This window comes from Chitinophaga skermanii (assembly GCF_003259335.1).
Lineage (GTDB): Bacteria > Bacteroidota > Bacteroidia > Chitinophagales > Chitinophagaceae > Chitinophaga > Chitinophaga skermanii.
In genome coordinates this window covers 465,545-482,520 of record NZ_QLLL01000003.1, presented here as the reverse complement: position 1 = coordinate 482,520, position 16,976 = coordinate 465,545, and the positions used below count along the sequence as shown (strand labels likewise).

Here is a 16,976-nt window from a genome sequence, read left to right as displayed (position 1 = left end):
CATGTAATTTCACCCTGTTTTCATGTAAAATCCATGTAGTTCCCATGTAATGATTGTTATTAAACCCTTTACCAGCCTTATTCTTGCCTTTATTTATACTATTAAAACCTTGGTAATCAATTCTACCCTCCTTCACTGCCGCATAGTTACCCCTTGTAGACCGTATATTTGTTCATATCACCATTTTTAACCCAATTAATCCATTGTACGATGGGAAGAGTTATACCACTTTACCAAAAGAATCTACCGCGCGTTTCTTTTCACCATACCCAAAACGGCTTTCTTGCCATAGAAGGTCGAAAGAAAACGAACTGGCAAGATGAACGCTACGAGAAAATCCGTTCACACCGCAAGGAGTTTGGCCGTGCCGCGCAAATGGCCGCCGATACGCGCCTAGCCTTCTCCGGCATGCTAGAAATGTTTCCCGATAAAACATACTACAGAAGGCTATCATCGTCTTTATTATCCATACTAAAAAGCGATGTTACACACCTAAGGGGAGAACGTACCGTAGAAGCGGGTGACGTAACAGCTTTAACAGGCTTCGATTTCAACCAACAAGCACAATTTAACCGTACTTGTCGCGCCCCTTATACAATCGCCATCGATCGGAAAAACGGCGTGGCGAAAGTTACTTTTCCAGCCTTCAAACCCAGCCATAAACTACGTGCCCCCAAACAAGCCACACACTTTCAATTAATAGCCACTGTACATGCCATCAACTTTGATACAAATCGTAACGACAGTGCTGTTGCATCTACAGTCAACCTCCCCTTAGATGGTAAGTTAACCGCCGGGATAAGCTTGGATATTCCATTTGAAAAGAACGAGTTGCGACACCTGTTTGTATCGATTGGCGTAGTATTCGTGGAAACGCTGAATAACCGCCCGTATAATATACTAGGTGGGCGCTATAATGCCATGTGCATAGCCGCCGTATCTGCTAAAGTTGGGGAAGAAGAAATTACGGTTGAAGAACCTAATGCCTTGCCTGTTAGTAAACAATTATACAACCATGCAAATAAAACAGGCATACTGCATGCGAGTAAGCCGTATAAAAAGCCGGTCATCACTGGGCGAAAGCGGCCGCGGCTGGCGAAATTAAATAGGTGATGAAATCATTTTAAATATAGTGGAATACAAGAAATGGCATGGCTTATGCTATGTTTATTTGGGTGAAGTATGCCTTGTAAAAACCATGAAAATGAGTTTTTTAAGTTAATAAAAGGATAATTTACCCACATTGGTGGAGAACTCGTATTTCGTTAACTTACTTGTAATATATTTGGGCCAAGAAACTTATAATCAGCGAAGCATGAAAAATCTCTTTACCACGGGGTTGGAAAGCAACTCCCGGTAATGAAACATCGCAACCTATTTTTCTTACTGGTAGCAACAGTGAACTGGTGGTGACATTCCCACCCTTCTATACCGGAAAAAGTAAGCAAAAATTGTAAGTATGTGCAGCACCGGCAAAGGGTGTTGATCGCATAAACATCACTCATTTTTGATCTAAAACATTGCTCCATTGACAGAACAGATCATCAACTTAGATACGATTAATCCGATTGAATTTTTCGGAGTAAATAATGGGAAACTGGATTTGTTAAAGAAGAAATTTCCCCTATTGAAGATCTTATCTCGCGGAACCCAGCTTAAACTCTCCGGCGCCCCTGAAGAAGTAGCGACTGCTAAAGAAAAAATCGTTCAAATCGTTGGGTATCTTGAAAGAAATGGTAATCTCAGTGAGAACTATTTCGAACAAATACTAGGCGATGAAGTGAAAGTCGATAATTTCAGCGACAGGAACCCCAACGAAGTATTGGTATTTGGCCCGAATGGCAGAACCGTTCGTGCGAAAACAGCCAATCAAAAGAAGATGGTAGCCTTAGCCGATAAAAACGACATTCTTTTTGCCATTGGTCCTGCCGGTACAGGTAAAACCTACACCGCTGTAGCCTTGGCTGTTCGAGCATTGAAGAATAAAGCCGTTCGTAAGATCATTTTAACCCGCCCAGCAGTAGAAGCCGGTGAAAGCCTTGGTTTCTTACCGGGCGATTTAAAGGAAAAAATCGATCCGTACTTACGTCCTTTATACGATGCTTTGGATGATATGATCCCGGCAGATAAGCTCAGTTACTTCATGACCAACCGTATTATCGAGATTGCCCCTTTAGCTTACATGCGTGGTAGAACCTTGGATAATGCGTTTATTATTTTGGACGAGGCGCAGAATGCTACGGAATTACAGCTTAAAATGTTCTTAACCCGTATTGGTGCATCTGCGAAAGCAGTTGTAACAGGCGATTTAACCCAAATTGACTTACCGAAGAACCAAAGAAGCGGCTTAGATAAAGCCACGCGTATTTTGAAGAATATCGACGGTATTGGGTATTTGGAATTGGATGAAGAAGACGTGGTAAGGCACCGTTTAGTAAAAGCCATTATTAGGGCGTATGATGCGGCGGCTGTGAAAGAAGCAGAGCGCGAAGCTGAAAGAGAAGCAGCTCGTGAAGCAGCAAGGGAAGCGGCTAAAGAGGAAAAAGCACAATAAAATAAAATATAATAATAACGGTAGATTTTCACATAATATATTGGAAAGTCTACCGTTATGTATGCCGGGAATTAACACTATCTTAACACGGTTATTCGTAAGTTGTGCAATTAAATCTTTCCCGCTATTTTTGTTAGCATAAATTAATTATTCAACCACATGAGCTATTATCGGCGAATTGTAACAATTGTATGCATTACTGGCGTTGTATTAATGACCGGCTGTAAGAAACATCCAGAACCGAATGAAGTGGCACTCAACTTTATGCATGCCATTCAGAATTCTAATTTCGAGGCTGCGAAAGAGTATTCAACGAAAGAATCAGTGCAGGTTATTACACTTTATTCCATCTTCGATCAACGTCGTAAAGAGGGAGAAAGAGAGAAAATCAAGAATGCGAAGATTGACGTGGTGGATGTAAAAATCAACGACGCGCAAGATCATGCATCGGTAACTGTATTAAATTCATCTGTAGGTAAAGAAGAAACCCTGCAACTTGTGAAAGAGAGTGGCCAATGGAAAATATCACTTACTTTAGAGAGTATCATTCCTAACTACGTACCTGAAGCTACGTCCGACTCTACATCGGTTATCAGCGTTGATTCAACAGGATTGCAAATGCCGGGTACGGTAAAATAATAACGGGAAACATAGCGGAGAAACCAAGCTTATTCGATACTAACTAATATATTCGTATTAATACTTATTCCACTTTTTTTACTGTTAATCATAATTTTATAGCTTTTAATGCATAGTTCCTTATTTTTGCAATCCAATTGCAGGAATGCTTATGCATTAAAAAAGCCTGTAATTGGCCACCATAGCTATTGTAAGTAGGTTTTGGGGTAAAACGAGGAACTGTAACCTTCCTCAAAAGGCCACAAAACCCGCATTTAAACAGTAAATAAATTAAAAGATAGAAACATTTATGACAACAAATCCTTGGCACAGCGTTAGTCCCGGTGAAAAAGCGCCACATATTGTAACAGGAATTATTGAAATACCCAAAGGCTCTCGTGCTAAATACGAACTGGATAAAGATAGCGGTTTGTTGAAACTAGATAGAGTTTTGTATTCTTCGGTATACTACCCTGCCAACTATGGCTTCATTCCAAAGAGCTACTGCGACGATCATGATCCATTGGATATCCTCATCATCTCTCAAGTTGAATGCGTTCCAATGTGCCTAGTTGAAGCCAAAGTGATTGGTGTTATGCAAATGGTAGACGGTGGCGAAGCCGATGATAAAATCATCGCCGTAGCTGCAAACGATATGAGCGTAAACCACATCAACGATATCTCCGAATTACCTCCTCACTTCATCAACGAAATGCGTCACTTCTTCGAAGAATACAAACGCCTTGAAAAGAAAGAAGTGAAAGTAGAAGAGTTCCAAAATAAAGAAGTTGCCGAGAAAATCATCTTAGACAGCTTCAAAATGTACGAAGAAAAATTCCCTGAATTAGCAGGTAAATAATATAAGACGCTCCGCTAGGAGCCGTTAAATTGAATTTTTTTAAAAAAGGTTTTCTCAGTTTTTGAGGAAACCTTTTTTCATTAGTGCCGAAGGCGAGCAATGCCGTAGGCGAGCGATAAATTATGATTATTGTAGTAGTTGATTCGTTATTCCAATTCGCTGGCGCGGCCATTCTGTTTTGGGTTACATCCCGTTGTGTTACTTTCTTTGCTTCTCCAAAGAAAGTAACCAAAGAAAGGAGGACAAACGGCGAAAGACTGCGTCGCCGTTTGATCGGGATGTCGATGGGGCTTTGGTGCTACTGTGGTGAAGGGCATTGGGGCCTTGATGGGGGGAGTTTGTTGTTTGGAATGCCTAGAAAGGTTCCGTAGGAAGCTTTAAATGAATTGATGGGGTTATTGAAGAGATTGTGTTATAAAGAAAGCCTTGCAGCGATTGGGTCGGTGCAAGGCTTTTGTTTTTTTGAATATTGTGTGTGGTTTTTTACTTGTTGTAGAATTGAGCGGTTTATTGGGGTGTTCTTACTGTTGGTAATGCAACTAATTGCTATACAATCATTCCAAGCAGCAATCACCACAAAATCCCAATCAATTCATGAAAAGCTTCCTATGGAACCTTTTTTAAATCCCATAATTCCTATACTCCCCCATACAATCTATCATCCCAAGAATTCCCTTATCCCAACGCCCGGCACCACAGTAGCACTGAAGCCCCATCAAGGACCCGATAAAACGGCGACGCAGTCTTTCGCCGTTTTTCGCCTTTCTTTGGTTACTTTCTTTGGCGAGCAAAGAAAGTAACACAATGGGATATAACCCAAAACAGCATGGCCGATGCCCAATCAAAAGATTAAATTATAATTACACCGCACGTAGTCAATGAAAGATGATTAAAAAAACCTTTTAATCAACCGTAATTTATGCGTCCTCACACCCGTATCCACATTTATTATCCCCTGGTTATCGATAGCATCCACCCTCACCTTGCCGGCAGCATGAATAATCTCATGATCATTCAGTAAAATACCAACATGGGTAATCTTACCGGCTTCGTTATCGAAAAAGGCTAAGTCGCCGAGCTTCGCTTCTACTAGGAACCCTACTTGTTCGCCTTGCGAGGCTTGTTGGTAAGCGTCGCGTAAAAGGGGCATTCCAAGGAGTTTAAAGACGGATTGGGTGAAACCTGAGCAATCGATTCCAAAAACGGATTTGCCGCCCCATAAATAGGCTGTATTGAGGAATAAATGGGCCGTGTCGGTAATGGTTTTATGGGTGGGGTGAATGGAAGGGGTGGCGCCGGTACCTAAAGGATGCGGCAATTTTTCCACTGTGTTGCCCCAACTCACCGATACATTTCCCCAAATTGCGCCAACATCTTTACCCAATTTCAAAAGGCAGCCATATGGAATGTGCATGGGTTTGCCATTGAGCATGATTTCATTCACCCAATTTTTAGCATAATGGGTGTAGGGTGAATCGTATAATTCGTTGTCGATCATGGTGATGTGGGATTGGGTGATCCATCCCTCGTAGCCGTCGAATTGGGCTTTCACTTTTACCCATCCATCCGGGGTAACTGTATCTGTTTCAACACATTCGCCGAAAAGTAATTGCGAAACATTTTCACTACGGTGTGAAGGTTCTGCCCGCATAGGAACTACTGGCACAATGGTGATGGCGTATGGCATATAAATTGTTTTATTTTATTATCGATTCCGTGAACTTTTGCCGGGAAATTACGTAAATATTAATATAGAAATTTATGCAGTTGCTCCTACAAAACTTACCAGATAAAGAACTTATTTCCCGCGTAAAAAGATCAAATGACCGGGAAGCTGCGGCAGTACTACTTTCGCGCTATAGTCATTTGCTCGCTGCCGTTTGTTTACCCAAGTTAAACAAGGAAAAAAGCGCTTCTGTTGTGTACCCTTCCCTGTTACAATACATGAACAGTGCACTCAGTGTTCAATCCATCTACAAAGTAAACGAATGGATGCAACAAATTGTGCATGCCTATTTTAGTAGAAATGTTAAGTCAGATACCACGCTCCCCTCTCGCCAATTCCAAGCACTATACCGCTTAGAAAACCGCGTAGATAATGCCGGGAATAACCCCATCGAAAAAGAAGCTTTGTTAACGCAACTGAAACAAGCCTTGAAATCCCTCAATCCCGACGAGTTGTATATCGCGAAAGCATTTTATGCTGATCAGAAATCTTTTGACCAAATTGCCACGAGCAAAGACATAACGATTGATAAAGTAAGAAACACCTTGAAAGGAGTTAAGAAGAAAATTGCACTCACATTGATGGATCAAGCCTATGAACAATAATTCTTTTTCTGATGAACGACTCTTTAAAATATTCTCCTCCGTTAGATGTTTGAATAAAGAGCAATTACCGCGTTATTTAGACGGTAGTATGACCGATTTGGAGAAACACCTCATCGAACAACACCTCGTTACCTGCGATTTGTGCTACGATGCATTACATGCCGTACAACACGCCAAAGATCGAGAAGAATATATCCAATACACAAACGGTATTAATAATTACATCCGCGACAATATTCACGTAAAACCCGTGGAGTACAAAGTATTGCACGAGAAAGAAATTCGTCGCGGCAGAACAAAAGATACTTTGCTCAGCTCTTTCTGGCTAGTTATCTTTTTCGTACTGGCAGGTGGCGGCTATTGGCTAATCGCGAACCGGGCAGATCAACCCTCTCCTACATTTGCTAAGTTGGAAAACCCAAAGGTGCCCCAACAATTAGCCGATGCCGTTGTACACGATAACGAACCACCGAAACACCGTTCCGTTATTCCAGCGAATAGCGTGCAACCACAAGATTCTATGCGCGTGCAAAATGCCGTGGTGAAAGAAGTCATTCCGCCCCCTTCTCAACCCATCATCATCCAAAAACCCGATACCACTAAGTCGCACACGACTAAACCCGCTACCAAACCGGCTGATACCCCTGTTGCCAATACAATAGCAAAAGAGGATAAACCCGCTGTACAAGAGAAAAAAGATACCGAGGATGTAAAAGAACCGGCCAAAGAGAAAGAAGTGACCGTTGCTAAAAACGACGATAAACCAGCGAAAAAACAAGACGACGACGCCCCTGCTGCTATGCCTTCAAGCGATGAGTACGTGTATAAAACTGCCTTACTCTACCAACAACAGGGCGACTTCAATGAAGCCATTAACCAGTTCAAAAAAATTAGTGGTAGCCGCGGTAAATACAACGAGTTAGCGAAGTACCAATTGGCACAATGCTATAAGCAAAATGGTCAAAACGGTAAAGCGCGCCGCTTGCTGAAAGAATTAGCCAAAGGCGATGGCACCATGAAAACTGCTGCCATGAGTGCATTGAACGATATGAATTAATACAAGCCACATTTTTTTCATACAATATTTATGGAATCATTCCAGCTGTGCATCTATGTACATAGAAATTCTATCTTTACAACGTGAACTATCCTAACGCGCAGCATTTATCAGACATAGAACTCATACAACGGTACAAAACCGATGGCAATAGCGACTGGATTGGCGTGTTGTTCGATCGTTACGCTATTCTCCTATTGGGTTTGTGCATGAAGTATTTAAAGAATGAAGAAGATGCCCGCGACAGTGTGCAGCAAATCTTCCTAAAAGTTCTACAAGAAGTCCATAAGCACGACATTATCTTCTTTAAAGCCTGGATACACCAAGTAGCCAAGAATTATTGCCTGATGCAACTCCGTAAAACACAACAACACGTGCAAACAGAGTTAACAGAAGTGAATATGCCCGGTGTAGCCGATATAGAAGACGACCAAAAAGCCAAGCACATCGAGAAAGATAACATGCTCGAGCATATGCAAGAAGGCCTCGCACAGTTGAACATAGAACAAAGCACTTGCGTGAAATTATTTTACCTCGACAAAAAATCTTACCAAGAAATAGCCGACATTACAGGGTATTCCCTATTACAAGTGAAGAGTTACATACAAAACGGTAAGAGAAACCTGAAATTATTCTTAGAAAAATTTAGCACTAAAAGCTAATGCTATAATAGAAAGTAGATTATGAACGACAATTTTCGTGACATATTTGAAGAAACCGATTGTTTATCACAGCAAACCTTGATGGATTATTTACAGGGCAAACTGTCCGGTGAAGAACTGCACCATGTAGAGCAACACATTGCCGATTGCGAATTGTGTAGCGATGCATTGGAAGGTTTACAAGCCATCAAACAAAAGGAGAAGATCCCTTTTTGGTTGCGTGATATCAAGTGGCAATTGATGAAGAAATTGCGTAAGAAGAATCATCGTAAACGTAAACTACGCTTGTATGTAAACGTACTGGTGATTACGTTAATCCTACTCATTTTGTTATTTATGATGTATTGGGTACTGTTTGAAGTGAGAAGAGGACATTAAACCGGTTGATCAATAATTTGCATGTCATAAAAAAATACCCCGTTTCTATTGTAGAAACGGGGTATTTTTATTTAGTATAAAGTACGGTTATCTTTCTGTGCCCATTCCTTGAAAACATTTAAAGCCGCGGGATCGGGGCAAGCAATGAAAGGAATTTTCTTTTGATCGTGTGGCAGGTTGATTTCTTTGTAAATGAATGAATCATCGAAATCAATTGCAGCTGCATCTTCTTTTGTATTCGCAAAGTATACGCGTTGAGGACGAGCCCAATAAATAGCGCCTAAGCACATGGGGCAAGGTTCGCAGGAAGTGTAAATTTCACAGTCGGTTAGTTGGAAGGTGCCTAATTGCTGGCAGGCATTACGGATCGCTACTACTTCTGCATGCGCTGTAGGATCGTTGTGTAATAACACTTGGTTCCAACCTTCGCCTACAATTTCGTTTCCCCGCACTACAATCGACCCAAACGGTCCCCCATCTCCATTGTGCATACCCTTAGCCGATAACTCGATAGCGACTTGTAAAAAGTGTCTTTCTCTATCTCCAAATGCAAATTTTTCCATGCTACGCGTTTTATTTAAAGATACTGATTTTTATAGCGGCATTTTGGCATAAAAAAACCCGGGCGAAGAATCGCCCGGGGGATGTTTTCCTGTAACTGTATATTGTCGTTTGTTGACTAAGACTTATTTATTTCTGATTACTACTACACCGTCGAAAACGTCTACCAACACAGGTTTTGTTTTGTCTATGTCGCCTGCAAGTATCTTCTTACTTAACAGGTTCACGATTTCTTTCTGAATCAATCGTTTCAACGGTCTTGCGCCAAATTGCGGGTCGTAACCTTGCTCAGATAAATATTCTAAAGCATACTCTGAAAAATCCAATATCATGCCATTTTTTGCAACAAGGTCACGAAGTTGTTGTAATTGTATGTTAATAATACCGCGCACTTCTGTTTTCAGTAATGGTTGGAACATAATTACTTCATCTACCCTATTTAAAAACTCTGGCCTAATGGTTTGTTTCAACAAGTTCATCACTTCTTCTTTCGTTGTTTCTACCACTTCGTCCTTGTTGGATTCAGTAATTTTTTCAAAGTTTTCCTGGATAATATTGCTACCCATGTTACTTGTCATGATAATGATCGTGTTCTTGAAGTTCACTACGCGGCCTTTGTTATCTGTAAGGCGGCCATCATCGAGTACTTGTAAGAGGATATTGAATGTATCCGGGTGTGCTTTTTCGATTTCATCGAGCAACACAACGCTGTAGGGTTTACGGCGTACGGCTTCGGTTAATTGACCACCTTCATCGTACCCAACATAGCCTGGAGGCGCACCTACGAGCCTGCTTACGGCGTGTTTCTCTTGGTATTCGCTCATATCGATGCGCGTCATCATGCTGTCATCGTCGAACAAATATTCCGCGAGGGCTTTGGCTAATTCTGTTTTACCCACACCGGTTGTACCTAAGAAAATGAAGGAACCAATCGGGCGTTTAGGATCTTGTAACCCGGCGCGGCTTCTGCGAATGGCATCTGCCACTGCCACAATGGCTTCATCTTGACCCACTACGCGTTTATGGAGTTCATCCTCTAATTGTAACAACTTATCTTTTTCACTTTGCATCATACGTGCCACAGGAATACCTGTTGCTTTGGCTACGTTTTCAGCAATATCTTCTGCGTCGACTTCTTCTTTTAACAAGCGTTTATTATTGGCAGACATGCCTTCTAAATCTTTTGTTAAATTCGCTACGACTTGTTCTTCTTCTTTGATTTTACCATACCTAATTTCTGCCACCCTGCCATAATCGCCGTTTCTTTCGGCAGTTTCAGCTTCGTGTTTATAGTTTTCGATGGCAGCTTTCGCGTTTTGGATTTTGTCGACTACTTCTTTCTCTTGTTTCCATTTCGCTTTGAAGGTGTTTCTTTCTTCGCTGAGGCGGGCGATTTCTTCCCCGAGTTCGCGGAGTTTGTTTTCATCCTTTTCGCGTTTGATGGCTTCTCTTTCAATTTCCAACTGGCGGATTCTACGTTCTAGTTCGTCGAGTTCTTCCGGCATGGAGTTCATTTCCAGTCGCAATTTTGCCGCGCTTTCATCGATCAAGTCGATCGCTTTATCGGGCAAGAAACGATCCGTAATGTAGCGTTGAGATAACTCTACTGCTGCAATAATTGCATCGTCTTTAATGCGTACGTGGTGGTGACTTTCATATTTCTCTTTGATACCGCGCAGGATGGAAATAGCATCTTCCGCGGTAGGTTCATCGATGATTACTTTTTGGAAACGGCGTTCGAGTGCTTTATCTTTTTCGAAATACTTTTGGTATTCGTTCAGCGTGGTGGCACCGATGGCGCGGAGTTCACCGCGGGCCAAAGCCGGTTTCAGGATATTAGCGGCATCCATAGCACCTTCCATGGCACCTGCGCCTACGAGGGTATGGATTTCGTCGATGAAAAGAATGAGTTCACCATTACTTTCCGCTACTTCTTTAACAACCGCTTTCAACCTTTCTTCGAATTCACCACGGTACTTAGCACCGGCCATTAACGAACCCATATCGAGGGCGAAAATGGTTTTCGACTTTAAGTTATCGGGTACGTCGCCGTTTACAATCCTGTGGGCTAAACCTTCAGCGATAGCAGTTTTACCTACACCGGGTTCACCAACAAGGATGGGGTTGTTTTTTGATCTACGGGAAAGAATATGGAGGGTACGACGAATTTCTTCATCGCGGCCGATCACTGGATCTAGTTTACCGGCGCTGGCCAATTCGTTTAAATTCTTAGCGTATTTTTCTAGGGAATTGTACTGGGCATCGGCTGTTTGGGAATTCACTGTACCTCCTTTCCGCAATTCAGTAATAGCAGCCTTCAAGCCTTTTTCCGTTAATCCCGCATCTTTTAAAACCTTCGCGGCATCGTCGCTACCGCCCAGTATACCTAGTAATAAGTGTTCGACACTTACAAACTCGTCTTTAAAATCTTTGATACTTGCACCCGCCCGTAAGATGGCATTGTTAGCATCGCGGCTTAACGTTTGCGCACCTTCACCGTTGGATACGACAGGATACTTTTGTAATTGTTCGTTCAATTTATTCTGTAAGAATCCTGTGTTCACATCGTTTTTCTTCAATAAGTATTCGATGGAATTGTCCTCATCATCTAGCAAAGCCTTGAGGAGATGGCCTGTTTCAATCGCCTGGTTTTGGTGATTGAATGCCAATTGCTGCGCGTGTTGCAGCGTTTCTTGTGACTTAATAGTGAAGTTATTCAGATTCATAATTTTTCTCTCTTTATCTTCTAAGGTTAACCCAAAGGATGTAATAATGTTTACAGTTCATCAAACGACGCACCAAGATAATATTACAGAAATTTTGACAGTGTTTCTCACTTTAAACTGCTGATTTAGCAGGTTTTATTGAATGCGCCTGTAATTTTAACAGGAAACTAACCCCTTTAGGTACAACATTTTTCAAAATGGGTTGTTGATAGCAATACCCCTTTTCGAGAACTGGGTGCTAAAATCACCCCATAAAGCAAATATTCGAGCTAAATACTTACCCTTTCATTCCCAAAAATTCACATCATGGCTACTGACTTATTAGGCAGCATTGAAAACATTCTTGGTGGCGATTTTGCTTCAAAAGCAGCCTCCCAATTAGGAGAAAGCAAAGACGGCATCATAAAAGCCATCACTGCAGCTATCCCGGCGATATTGACCAGCTTTATCCATAAAGCCAGTACAGCCGCCGATCCCACCATGCTAACCAACATATTTAAACGCGCCGATGTACAAAGCGCCGGTAATGTGTCGAGCCTTGCATCTGAAGGTATTTCCTCCAATTTGATCAGTAAAGGGGTCGATTTGGTGCAATCCCTGTTGGGTGATAAAGCAGCCCCACTCGTGAATAATATCGCCAATTATGCGGGTATAAAGGCCAGTTCCGCGGAATCTGTGTTGCATACTACGGCCCCCGTGGCAATGAATACTTTGTTGCAACAAGGTGGAGGACAAGGGTTTAATATTACCAATATATTAGCGTACTTAAATACCCAAAAAGACAAGATTTTCGCCGCCGTGCCGGCAGGACTGGGACTTTCCAGTATCCTAGGCGTTGGTAACCTCAGCGATATCGGCCACCGTTTCAATGGCTTAATAGGTGGGTTGAAAGATAATTTTGGTCGTGCTGCCGCATCCGTTACCCCTAGTGGTACAAAGAAATGGGGCTGGATGATTATCCTCTTAGTTGCTTTAGCCATCATTCTCTGGTATTTAATGAAAGGCTGCGGAGGCAGTAACACGGAAACTGTTACCGTAACCGACACCATGAGCGCAACGGTAGTAGAAACCCCGCAGGAGAAAATACCGGTAGAAACACCCCGCGAATCCATCAAAGTGAGCCTTCCGAATGGCAAAACGATTGATGCATACCGTGGTGGTATCGAAGATCACTTAGTACAATTCTTACAAGATAATAGCCAGAAAGCAGGCAAAGATGTGTGGTTCGATTTCGACAACCTCAACTTCCAAACCGGTAGCGCTAGCATTACACCGGAAAGTGAAGTACAGGTAAGCAATTTAGCCGCCATACTCGAAGCCTTCCCGAAAGCGAAGATTAAAATAGGTGGCTACACCGATCGTTCCGGCGATAGCTTAGCCAATCAAAAATTATCAAATGAAAGAGCACAAGCAGTGCTGGCTGCGTTGAAAGGGAAAAATGTAAACCCTAGTCAACTCCAAGGAGCAGAAGGTTACGGTCAACAGTTCGCGAAAGCAGCAGCTGATGCGCCCGACGACCAACGCAAATTGGATCGCCGCATTTCTATCAGTGTGCGTGAGAAATAGTAGTTCCTCAATAGTTAACCATACACATAAAGGATGATGGGTGTCTACCCTTCATCCTTTACTTTTTTTGATATATCAATGTTTAAGGAAAGGTATGCTGAATGGGTAATTGAAAGGTCTTCCATTCAATAACTTGTACACCCCGAATGCCGATACCACGAAGTTGAAGATTAACACAAACTTCCGCCAGAACACGTGGCCACGGGGGAAGGTGTGTTGTATATAATCCATATCCCAAACCGGGTATTGCAAAAATGATTTCGTCCACACTAATTGCGGGTATAGCTCAATAATAATAATCAATAATGCCAAGGTGGCTTGGAAATTAACCATCTTCCGGAACATCACATCGGTAGGTGTATGCTTCCGTTTGCCCCTAAATAATAGTACAAAAATGAGGATAAGTATCACCAAGGGTGTCCAAGCATATAATAAAAATCCCAAGGCTATAACTACAGCCAATTGGCGTTGAAGGGAAATATGAGAAGTTTGCATAGGCATTGGATGAAAATAACTACAAACCTATAAGCCGGGTTCTGTATCTCTACAAGTAGAGATTGCTACCATTTATCTACGATGTTGATTACTCAACACCTCTATCTGCCTACCCTCGGTCGACAATCGGGCGAGCAGCCCTCGGGCGACCGTATACATGGCATTTCAACACGCAAGGTTTACCCCCTAGTAATGTTACCACTGCTAAGCGTAGGCTCTTACCCTACATTTTCACCCTTACCTCTACAAGTAGAGGCGGTTATTTTCTGCGGCACTTTCTGTATCTGTTTACACAAATCCCGCCTGTTAGGCGGTGCGTTGCTCTATGCTGCCCGGACTTTCCTCCCTCTCTACTAGGTAGAGACGACGATAGCACGGTTTGTAGTTAGCCGGCAAAGATAATAGAAATTTCAAGAGAAAGCGAGCAAATGCTTATATATGGGCACAAAAAAACCGGCACAAGTGCCGGTTTACTGATATAACGCTAAAAAAGATTAGTCGATGCGAGTAACTTTAACAGCATTCATACCTTTTCTACCTTCCTCAATTTCAAACTCAACACGGTCGTCAGCTTGAATTTGATCAACAAGGCCGTTAACGTGTACGAATGTTTCTTTGTTAGATTCATCATGTTTGATGAAACCGTAACCTTTAGTTTCATTGAAGAACTTTACAGTTCCTGTGTATTTTGTATTCATTCTAAAAAAATAATATGAGGCCTAAAGGTAGGTTTAATTCTGCTGTGTTGCTAATTTAATTTTGATTTTCATGCCATTCTTAACAAATAATTATAATTAACATATAATAATTCTATTAAAATAGATAGACAGACTTGTCTATCTTAAACTAAATATCTATGTTTGCAAAAGATTTAGCGTAGGTGATAACCGCTAACATATTTGAGTATGAAATCATCAGCAGAAATTAAAACAACCATCCTCGAAACCGCTGGGCGCTTGTTTTATTCGCAAGGATATAATTCAACCGGCATCAACCAAGTGATTGATGAAGCAGGCATTGCGCGGGCCTCTTTATATAATCATTTTAAATCGAAGTCGGATTTATTATATGCTTACTTGGAAGAATTGGATGAAAAGTGGTTTGATCAATTACACGTGCAAATCGATAAAATCAAAGATCCAAAGGAGAAAATCATCGGCTTATTTGAGTTTAGGTTGAAGCGGCAGGCCAATAGCCAGTATGCCGGTTGTCCTTTTATAAAAGTAAGCGCCGAAGTACCGGCCGACGATAGCAAAGCTTTCGAGTTGATCAACAAGAATAAAATGAAGTTCAAGCAGTTGATTGAACAGTTAGTGCAAGATATACCAGCCCATGCTCAACTTTCAACAGCAGAACTGGCAGATACCTTGTATATGCTGATTGAAGGCGCAACAGTAACGGCTGCTTTTCAAAAGAACAAATCCATGATGACAGCCGCTAAATCCATTGCAGCTAAGCTACTTGGGTAATCATTCCAATTAAATAATCGGTATTCATTCACATTCCTATCAATAATAGGAACAGGCCATTTATTGCCCATACTTTTATGCTGTAAAATAATATTCAAAACAACAGTTATCACAAGCACGCAAACGTAACATTTAACAACATGCACTACAGGTTGAACAATCAACCTATGCTATAATTTTCAAAACTACAAGATGGAACAAAAAGATAACAGGTGGCTGCAACACGTCATCCTGCTCACCGCTCCTTTGCTTACAGTGATCGATGTATTTATTGTCAACATTGCCGTACCATCCATCAAACAAAGTTTACAGGCAACCGATAGTGAAGCGGAATTGATTATTGCTGCCTATTTATTAGGTTACGCTTCTTTCCAAGTAACAGGTAGCAGGGCGGGCGATATTTACGGGCGTAAAAGAATTTTCTTATGGGGTATGTTGCTATTCGTTGTAACATCCTGCCTTTGTGGTGTAGCCCCCGACCCTACTACCTTAATTGTTGCGCGTTTATTACAAGGGGTAAGTGGTGCTTTTATGATGCCACAATCACTCGCATACGTACAAGTATTGTTTCCTTTACCACATGAACGCACCAAAGCCATTGGTTATGTTGGTATCACGCTAGGCATTGCTTCTGTTTTAGGCCAATTCCTCGGTGGACTCTTTTCTGGTATCGATACAGTTATAGCAGGTTGGCGATTTATTTTCTTTATTAATCTTCCCATTGGTTTGGTCGCCTTTTTTACCGCTAAGAAGTACCTCGTTGATACTAAACAGAATACCCATGAAAGGTTCGATTATCAAGGGGTGGCGCTGTTTATCACGGCATTATCGTGCTTAATTTACCCCTTAACAGAAGGGCGTGAAAAGGGGTACCCGCTTTGGAGTTTCGCTATGATAATTATTTCAATAGCACTCTTTGTTGTATTTGTTTTTCACCAGGAAAGAAAGCTCGCCAAACAACAACATCCTTTAATAGACATGCGGTTGTTCAAGATCCGCGAGTTCAACATCGGGCTATTATTATTAACGGCTTACTTTATTATGCATACCTCCTACTTACTGGTATCTACGATCTATTTCCAAGAAGGGTTACATTGTACACCGTTCCAAACAGGACTATACTTCTCCATATGGGGCGCTTGCTTTATGCTTTCCTCCTTCTTATCTATTCGCTTGGTAAACGCTTTTGGAAAACGGCCTATTCAATTAGCTATGATTGGTATGATGATAGCGTATGTTATACAACTGGCTTACTTCAATGAGCAAGCGAATCCTGTGGCTATTATAGTGGTAATGTTAATGATGGGCTTATGTGGAGGCATGGTATTGCCCACCCTCATTAACCTCGCTTTACGAAAGGTTCCTTCCCATTTTGCCGGCATTGCATCGGGTACCTACAGCACCGTGCAACAAACAGCTTCCTCCTTCGGTATTTGCTTAATAGGTGGACTTTTCTTTAACGTGGCACGCAGTACAAATAGCGTAGTGATGGGATTTCATGTGAGCGTGTACGCAGAGATTGCTTGCTTAGCGCTTGGATTTATTTTATTGATGTTTATGGAAGATTTGAAGAAGAAGAATTGATAGCTATCAAATAAAAAAGGCAGCGTATTGAAGTGCTGCCTTTTTAAAATATCTTACCAGTGAGGACCATGTGTGTGTTGTAGGGAAAAAAATCGACATTTTCATGTGCGTGCCCT

Annotated in this window: 16 protein-coding genes and 1 other RNA gene; 11 read left to right on the top strand and 6 right to left on the bottom strand. The window is 41.7% G+C overall.

Translation table 11 applies throughout. The features are described 5' to 3' along the window. Window positions 1-210 precede the first annotated feature (210 nt). The 4 genes from LX64_RS09760 to LX64_RS09745 all read left to right on the top strand — a co-directional run bounded on the left by LX64_RS09760 (window position 211) and on the right by LX64_RS09745 (window position 4,031). Window positions 211-1,113 carry a hypothetical protein gene (locus LX64_RS09760; protein WP_111597449.1) on the top strand — a complete coding sequence of 301 codons (903 nt, stop codon included), beginning with the start codon at window positions 211-213 and terminating at the stop codon, window positions 1,111-1,113. A 415-nt stretch (window positions 1,114-1,528) separates the two neighbouring features. After that, window positions 1,529-2,554, top strand: a complete 1,026-nt coding sequence (locus LX64_RS09755) for a PhoH family protein (RefSeq protein WP_111597448.1) — start codon at window positions 1,529-1,531, stop codon at window positions 2,552-2,554. 159 nt (window positions 2,555-2,713) lie between these two features. Then, a complete protein-coding gene (locus tag LX64_RS09750; RefSeq protein WP_111597447.1) occupies window positions 2,714-3,193 on the top strand; it encodes a nuclear transport factor 2 family protein in 480 nt (159 codons plus the stop codon). A gap of 289 nt (window positions 3,194-3,482) precedes the next feature. After that, window positions 3,483-4,031: an inorganic diphosphatase gene (locus LX64_RS09745; RefSeq protein ID WP_111597446.1), complete on the top strand. Its 549-nt coding sequence runs from the start codon at window positions 3,483-3,485 to the stop codon at window positions 4,029-4,031. Between the two features lie 889 nt (window positions 4,032-4,920). On the opposite strand, the gene LX64_RS09735 is transcribed toward LX64_RS09745, so the two are convergent. Continuing rightward, window positions 4,921-5,718, bottom strand: a complete 798-nt coding sequence (locus LX64_RS09735) for a C40 family peptidase (RefSeq protein ID WP_111597444.1) — start codon at window positions 5,716-5,718, stop codon at window positions 4,921-4,923. Between the two features lie 74 nt (window positions 5,719-5,792). Between LX64_RS09735 and LX64_RS09730 the strand changes: the two genes are divergently transcribed. From LX64_RS09730 to LX64_RS09715, 4 genes are all read left to right on the top strand, one after another. Further along, on the top strand, window positions 5,793-6,362 hold the full coding sequence (locus LX64_RS09730) for a sigma-70 RNA polymerase sigma factor region 4 domain-containing protein (RefSeq protein WP_111597443.1): 570 nt from the start codon (window positions 5,793-5,795) through the stop codon (window positions 6,360-6,362). Continuing rightward, complete coding sequence (locus LX64_RS09725; RefSeq protein WP_111597442.1) at window positions 6,352-7,419, top strand: tetratricopeptide repeat protein; 1,068 nt, start codon at window positions 6,352-6,354, stop codon at window positions 7,417-7,419. The genes LX64_RS09730 and LX64_RS09725 overlap by 11 nt, the downstream gene beginning before the upstream one ends. A gap of 83 nt (window positions 7,420-7,502) precedes the next feature. Beyond that, window positions 7,503-8,081, top strand: coding sequence for an RNA polymerase sigma factor (locus LX64_RS09720; RefSeq protein WP_111597441.1), 579 nt, complete (start codon window positions 7,503-7,505; stop codon window positions 8,079-8,081). Between the two features lie 21 nt (window positions 8,082-8,102). Further along, window positions 8,103-8,459, top strand: a complete 357-nt coding sequence (locus tag LX64_RS09715; RefSeq protein ID WP_111597440.1) for an anti-sigma factor family protein — start codon at window positions 8,103-8,105, stop codon at window positions 8,457-8,459. 71 nt (window positions 8,460-8,530) lie between these two features. Here the strand turns inward: LX64_RS09715 and LX64_RS09710 are convergent, their stop codons facing one another. Continuing rightward, window positions 8,531-9,022 carry a nucleoside deaminase gene (locus tag LX64_RS09710; RefSeq protein WP_111597439.1) on the bottom strand — a complete coding sequence of 164 codons (492 nt, stop codon included), beginning with the start codon at window positions 9,020-9,022 and terminating at the stop codon, window positions 8,531-8,533. A gap of 123 nt (window positions 9,023-9,145) precedes the next feature. Then, window positions 9,146-11,746, bottom strand: coding sequence for an ATP-dependent chaperone ClpB (clpB, locus tag LX64_RS09705; protein ID WP_111597438.1), 2,601 nt, complete (start codon window positions 11,744-11,746; stop codon window positions 9,146-9,148). A gap of 306 nt (window positions 11,747-12,052) precedes the next feature. Here clpB and LX64_RS09700 point away from each other — a divergent pair, with 306 nt between their 5' ends. Further along, complete coding sequence (locus LX64_RS09700; RefSeq protein WP_111597437.1) at window positions 12,053-13,312, top strand: OmpA family protein; 1,260 nt, start codon at window positions 12,053-12,055, stop codon at window positions 13,310-13,312. Window positions 13,313-13,387: 75 nt separating this feature from the next. Here the strand turns inward: LX64_RS09700 and LX64_RS09695 are convergent, their stop codons facing one another. The 3 genes from LX64_RS09695 to LX64_RS09685 all read right to left on the bottom strand — a co-directional run bounded on the left by LX64_RS09695 (window position 13,388) and on the right by LX64_RS09685 (window position 14,505). Beyond that, complete coding sequence (locus LX64_RS09695; RefSeq protein WP_158538589.1) at window positions 13,388-13,807, bottom strand: DUF4870 domain-containing protein; 420 nt, start codon at window positions 13,805-13,807, stop codon at window positions 13,388-13,390. Between the two features lie 14 nt (window positions 13,808-13,821). Continuing rightward, an RNA gene (gene rnpB, locus LX64_RS09690) (RNase P RNA component class A) lies at window positions 13,822-14,193 on the bottom strand. A gap of 108 nt (window positions 14,194-14,301) precedes the next feature. Next, on the bottom strand, window positions 14,302-14,505 hold the full coding sequence (locus LX64_RS09685; RefSeq protein WP_111597435.1) for a cold-shock protein: 204 nt from the start codon (window positions 14,503-14,505) through the stop codon (window positions 14,302-14,304). Window positions 14,506-14,712: 207 nt separating this feature from the next. Between LX64_RS09685 and LX64_RS09680 the strand changes: the two genes are divergently transcribed. Both LX64_RS09680 and LX64_RS09675 read left to right on the top strand, forming a co-directional pair. Next, complete coding sequence (locus LX64_RS09680) at window positions 14,713-15,276, top strand: TetR/AcrR family transcriptional regulator (protein WP_148707264.1); 564 nt, start codon at window positions 14,713-14,715, stop codon at window positions 15,274-15,276. A 192-nt stretch (window positions 15,277-15,468) separates the two neighbouring features. Continuing rightward, window positions 15,469-16,860, top strand: coding sequence for an MFS transporter (locus LX64_RS09675; RefSeq protein WP_111597433.1), 1,392 nt, complete (start codon window positions 15,469-15,471; stop codon window positions 16,858-16,860). Window positions 16,861-16,976: the final 116 nt, after the last annotated feature.

What these genes read in the sequence shown, in the direction of transcription:
- LX64_RS09745 (WP_111597446.1), top strand. Translation starts at nt 3,483, where the DNA reads ATGACAACAAATCCTTGGCACAGCGTTAGTCCCGGTGAAAAAGCGCCA.
- LX64_RS09675 (WP_111597433.1), top strand. Translation starts at nt 15,469, where the DNA reads ATGGAACAAAAAGATAACAGGTGGCTGCAACACGTCATCCTGCTCACC.
- LX64_RS09730 (WP_111597443.1), top strand. Translation starts at nt 5,793, where the DNA reads ATGCAGTTGCTCCTACAAAACTTACCAGATAAAGAACTTATTTCCCGC.
- LX64_RS09700 (WP_111597437.1), top strand. Translation starts at nt 12,053, where the DNA reads ATGGCTACTGACTTATTAGGCAGCATTGAAAACATTCTTGGTGGCGAT.
- LX64_RS09680 (WP_148707264.1), top strand. Translation starts at nt 14,713, where the DNA reads ATGAAATCATCAGCAGAAATTAAAACAACCATCCTCGAAACCGCTGGG.
- LX64_RS09750 (WP_111597447.1), top strand. Translation starts at nt 2,714, where the DNA reads ATGAGCTATTATCGGCGAATTGTAACAATTGTATGCATTACTGGCGTT.
- LX64_RS09695 (WP_158538589.1), bottom strand. Translation starts at nt 13,807, where the DNA reads ATGCAAACTTCTCATATTTCCCTTCAACGCCAATTGGCTGTAGTTATA.
- LX64_RS09735 (WP_111597444.1), bottom strand. Translation starts at nt 5,718, where the DNA reads ATGCCATACGCCATCACCATTGTGCCAGTAGTTCCTATGCGGGCAGAA.
- LX64_RS09760 (WP_111597449.1), top strand. Translation starts at nt 211, where the DNA reads ATGGGAAGAGTTATACCACTTTACCAAAAGAATCTACCGCGCGTTTCT.
- LX64_RS09685 (WP_111597435.1), bottom strand. Translation starts at nt 14,505, where the DNA reads ATGAATACAAAATACACAGGAACTGTAAAGTTCTTCAATGAAACTAAA.
- LX64_RS09710 (WP_111597439.1), bottom strand. Translation starts at nt 9,022, where the DNA reads ATGGAAAAATTTGCATTTGGAGATAGAGAAAGACACTTTTTACAAGTC.
- LX64_RS09715 (WP_111597440.1), top strand. Translation starts at nt 8,103, where the DNA reads ATGAACGACAATTTTCGTGACATATTTGAAGAAACCGATTGTTTATCA.
- LX64_RS09725 (WP_111597442.1), top strand. Translation starts at nt 6,352, where the DNA reads ATGAACAATAATTCTTTTTCTGATGAACGACTCTTTAAAATATTCTCC.
- clpB (WP_111597438.1), bottom strand. Translation starts at nt 11,746, where the DNA reads ATGAATCTGAATAACTTCACTATTAAGTCACAAGAAACGCTGCAACAC.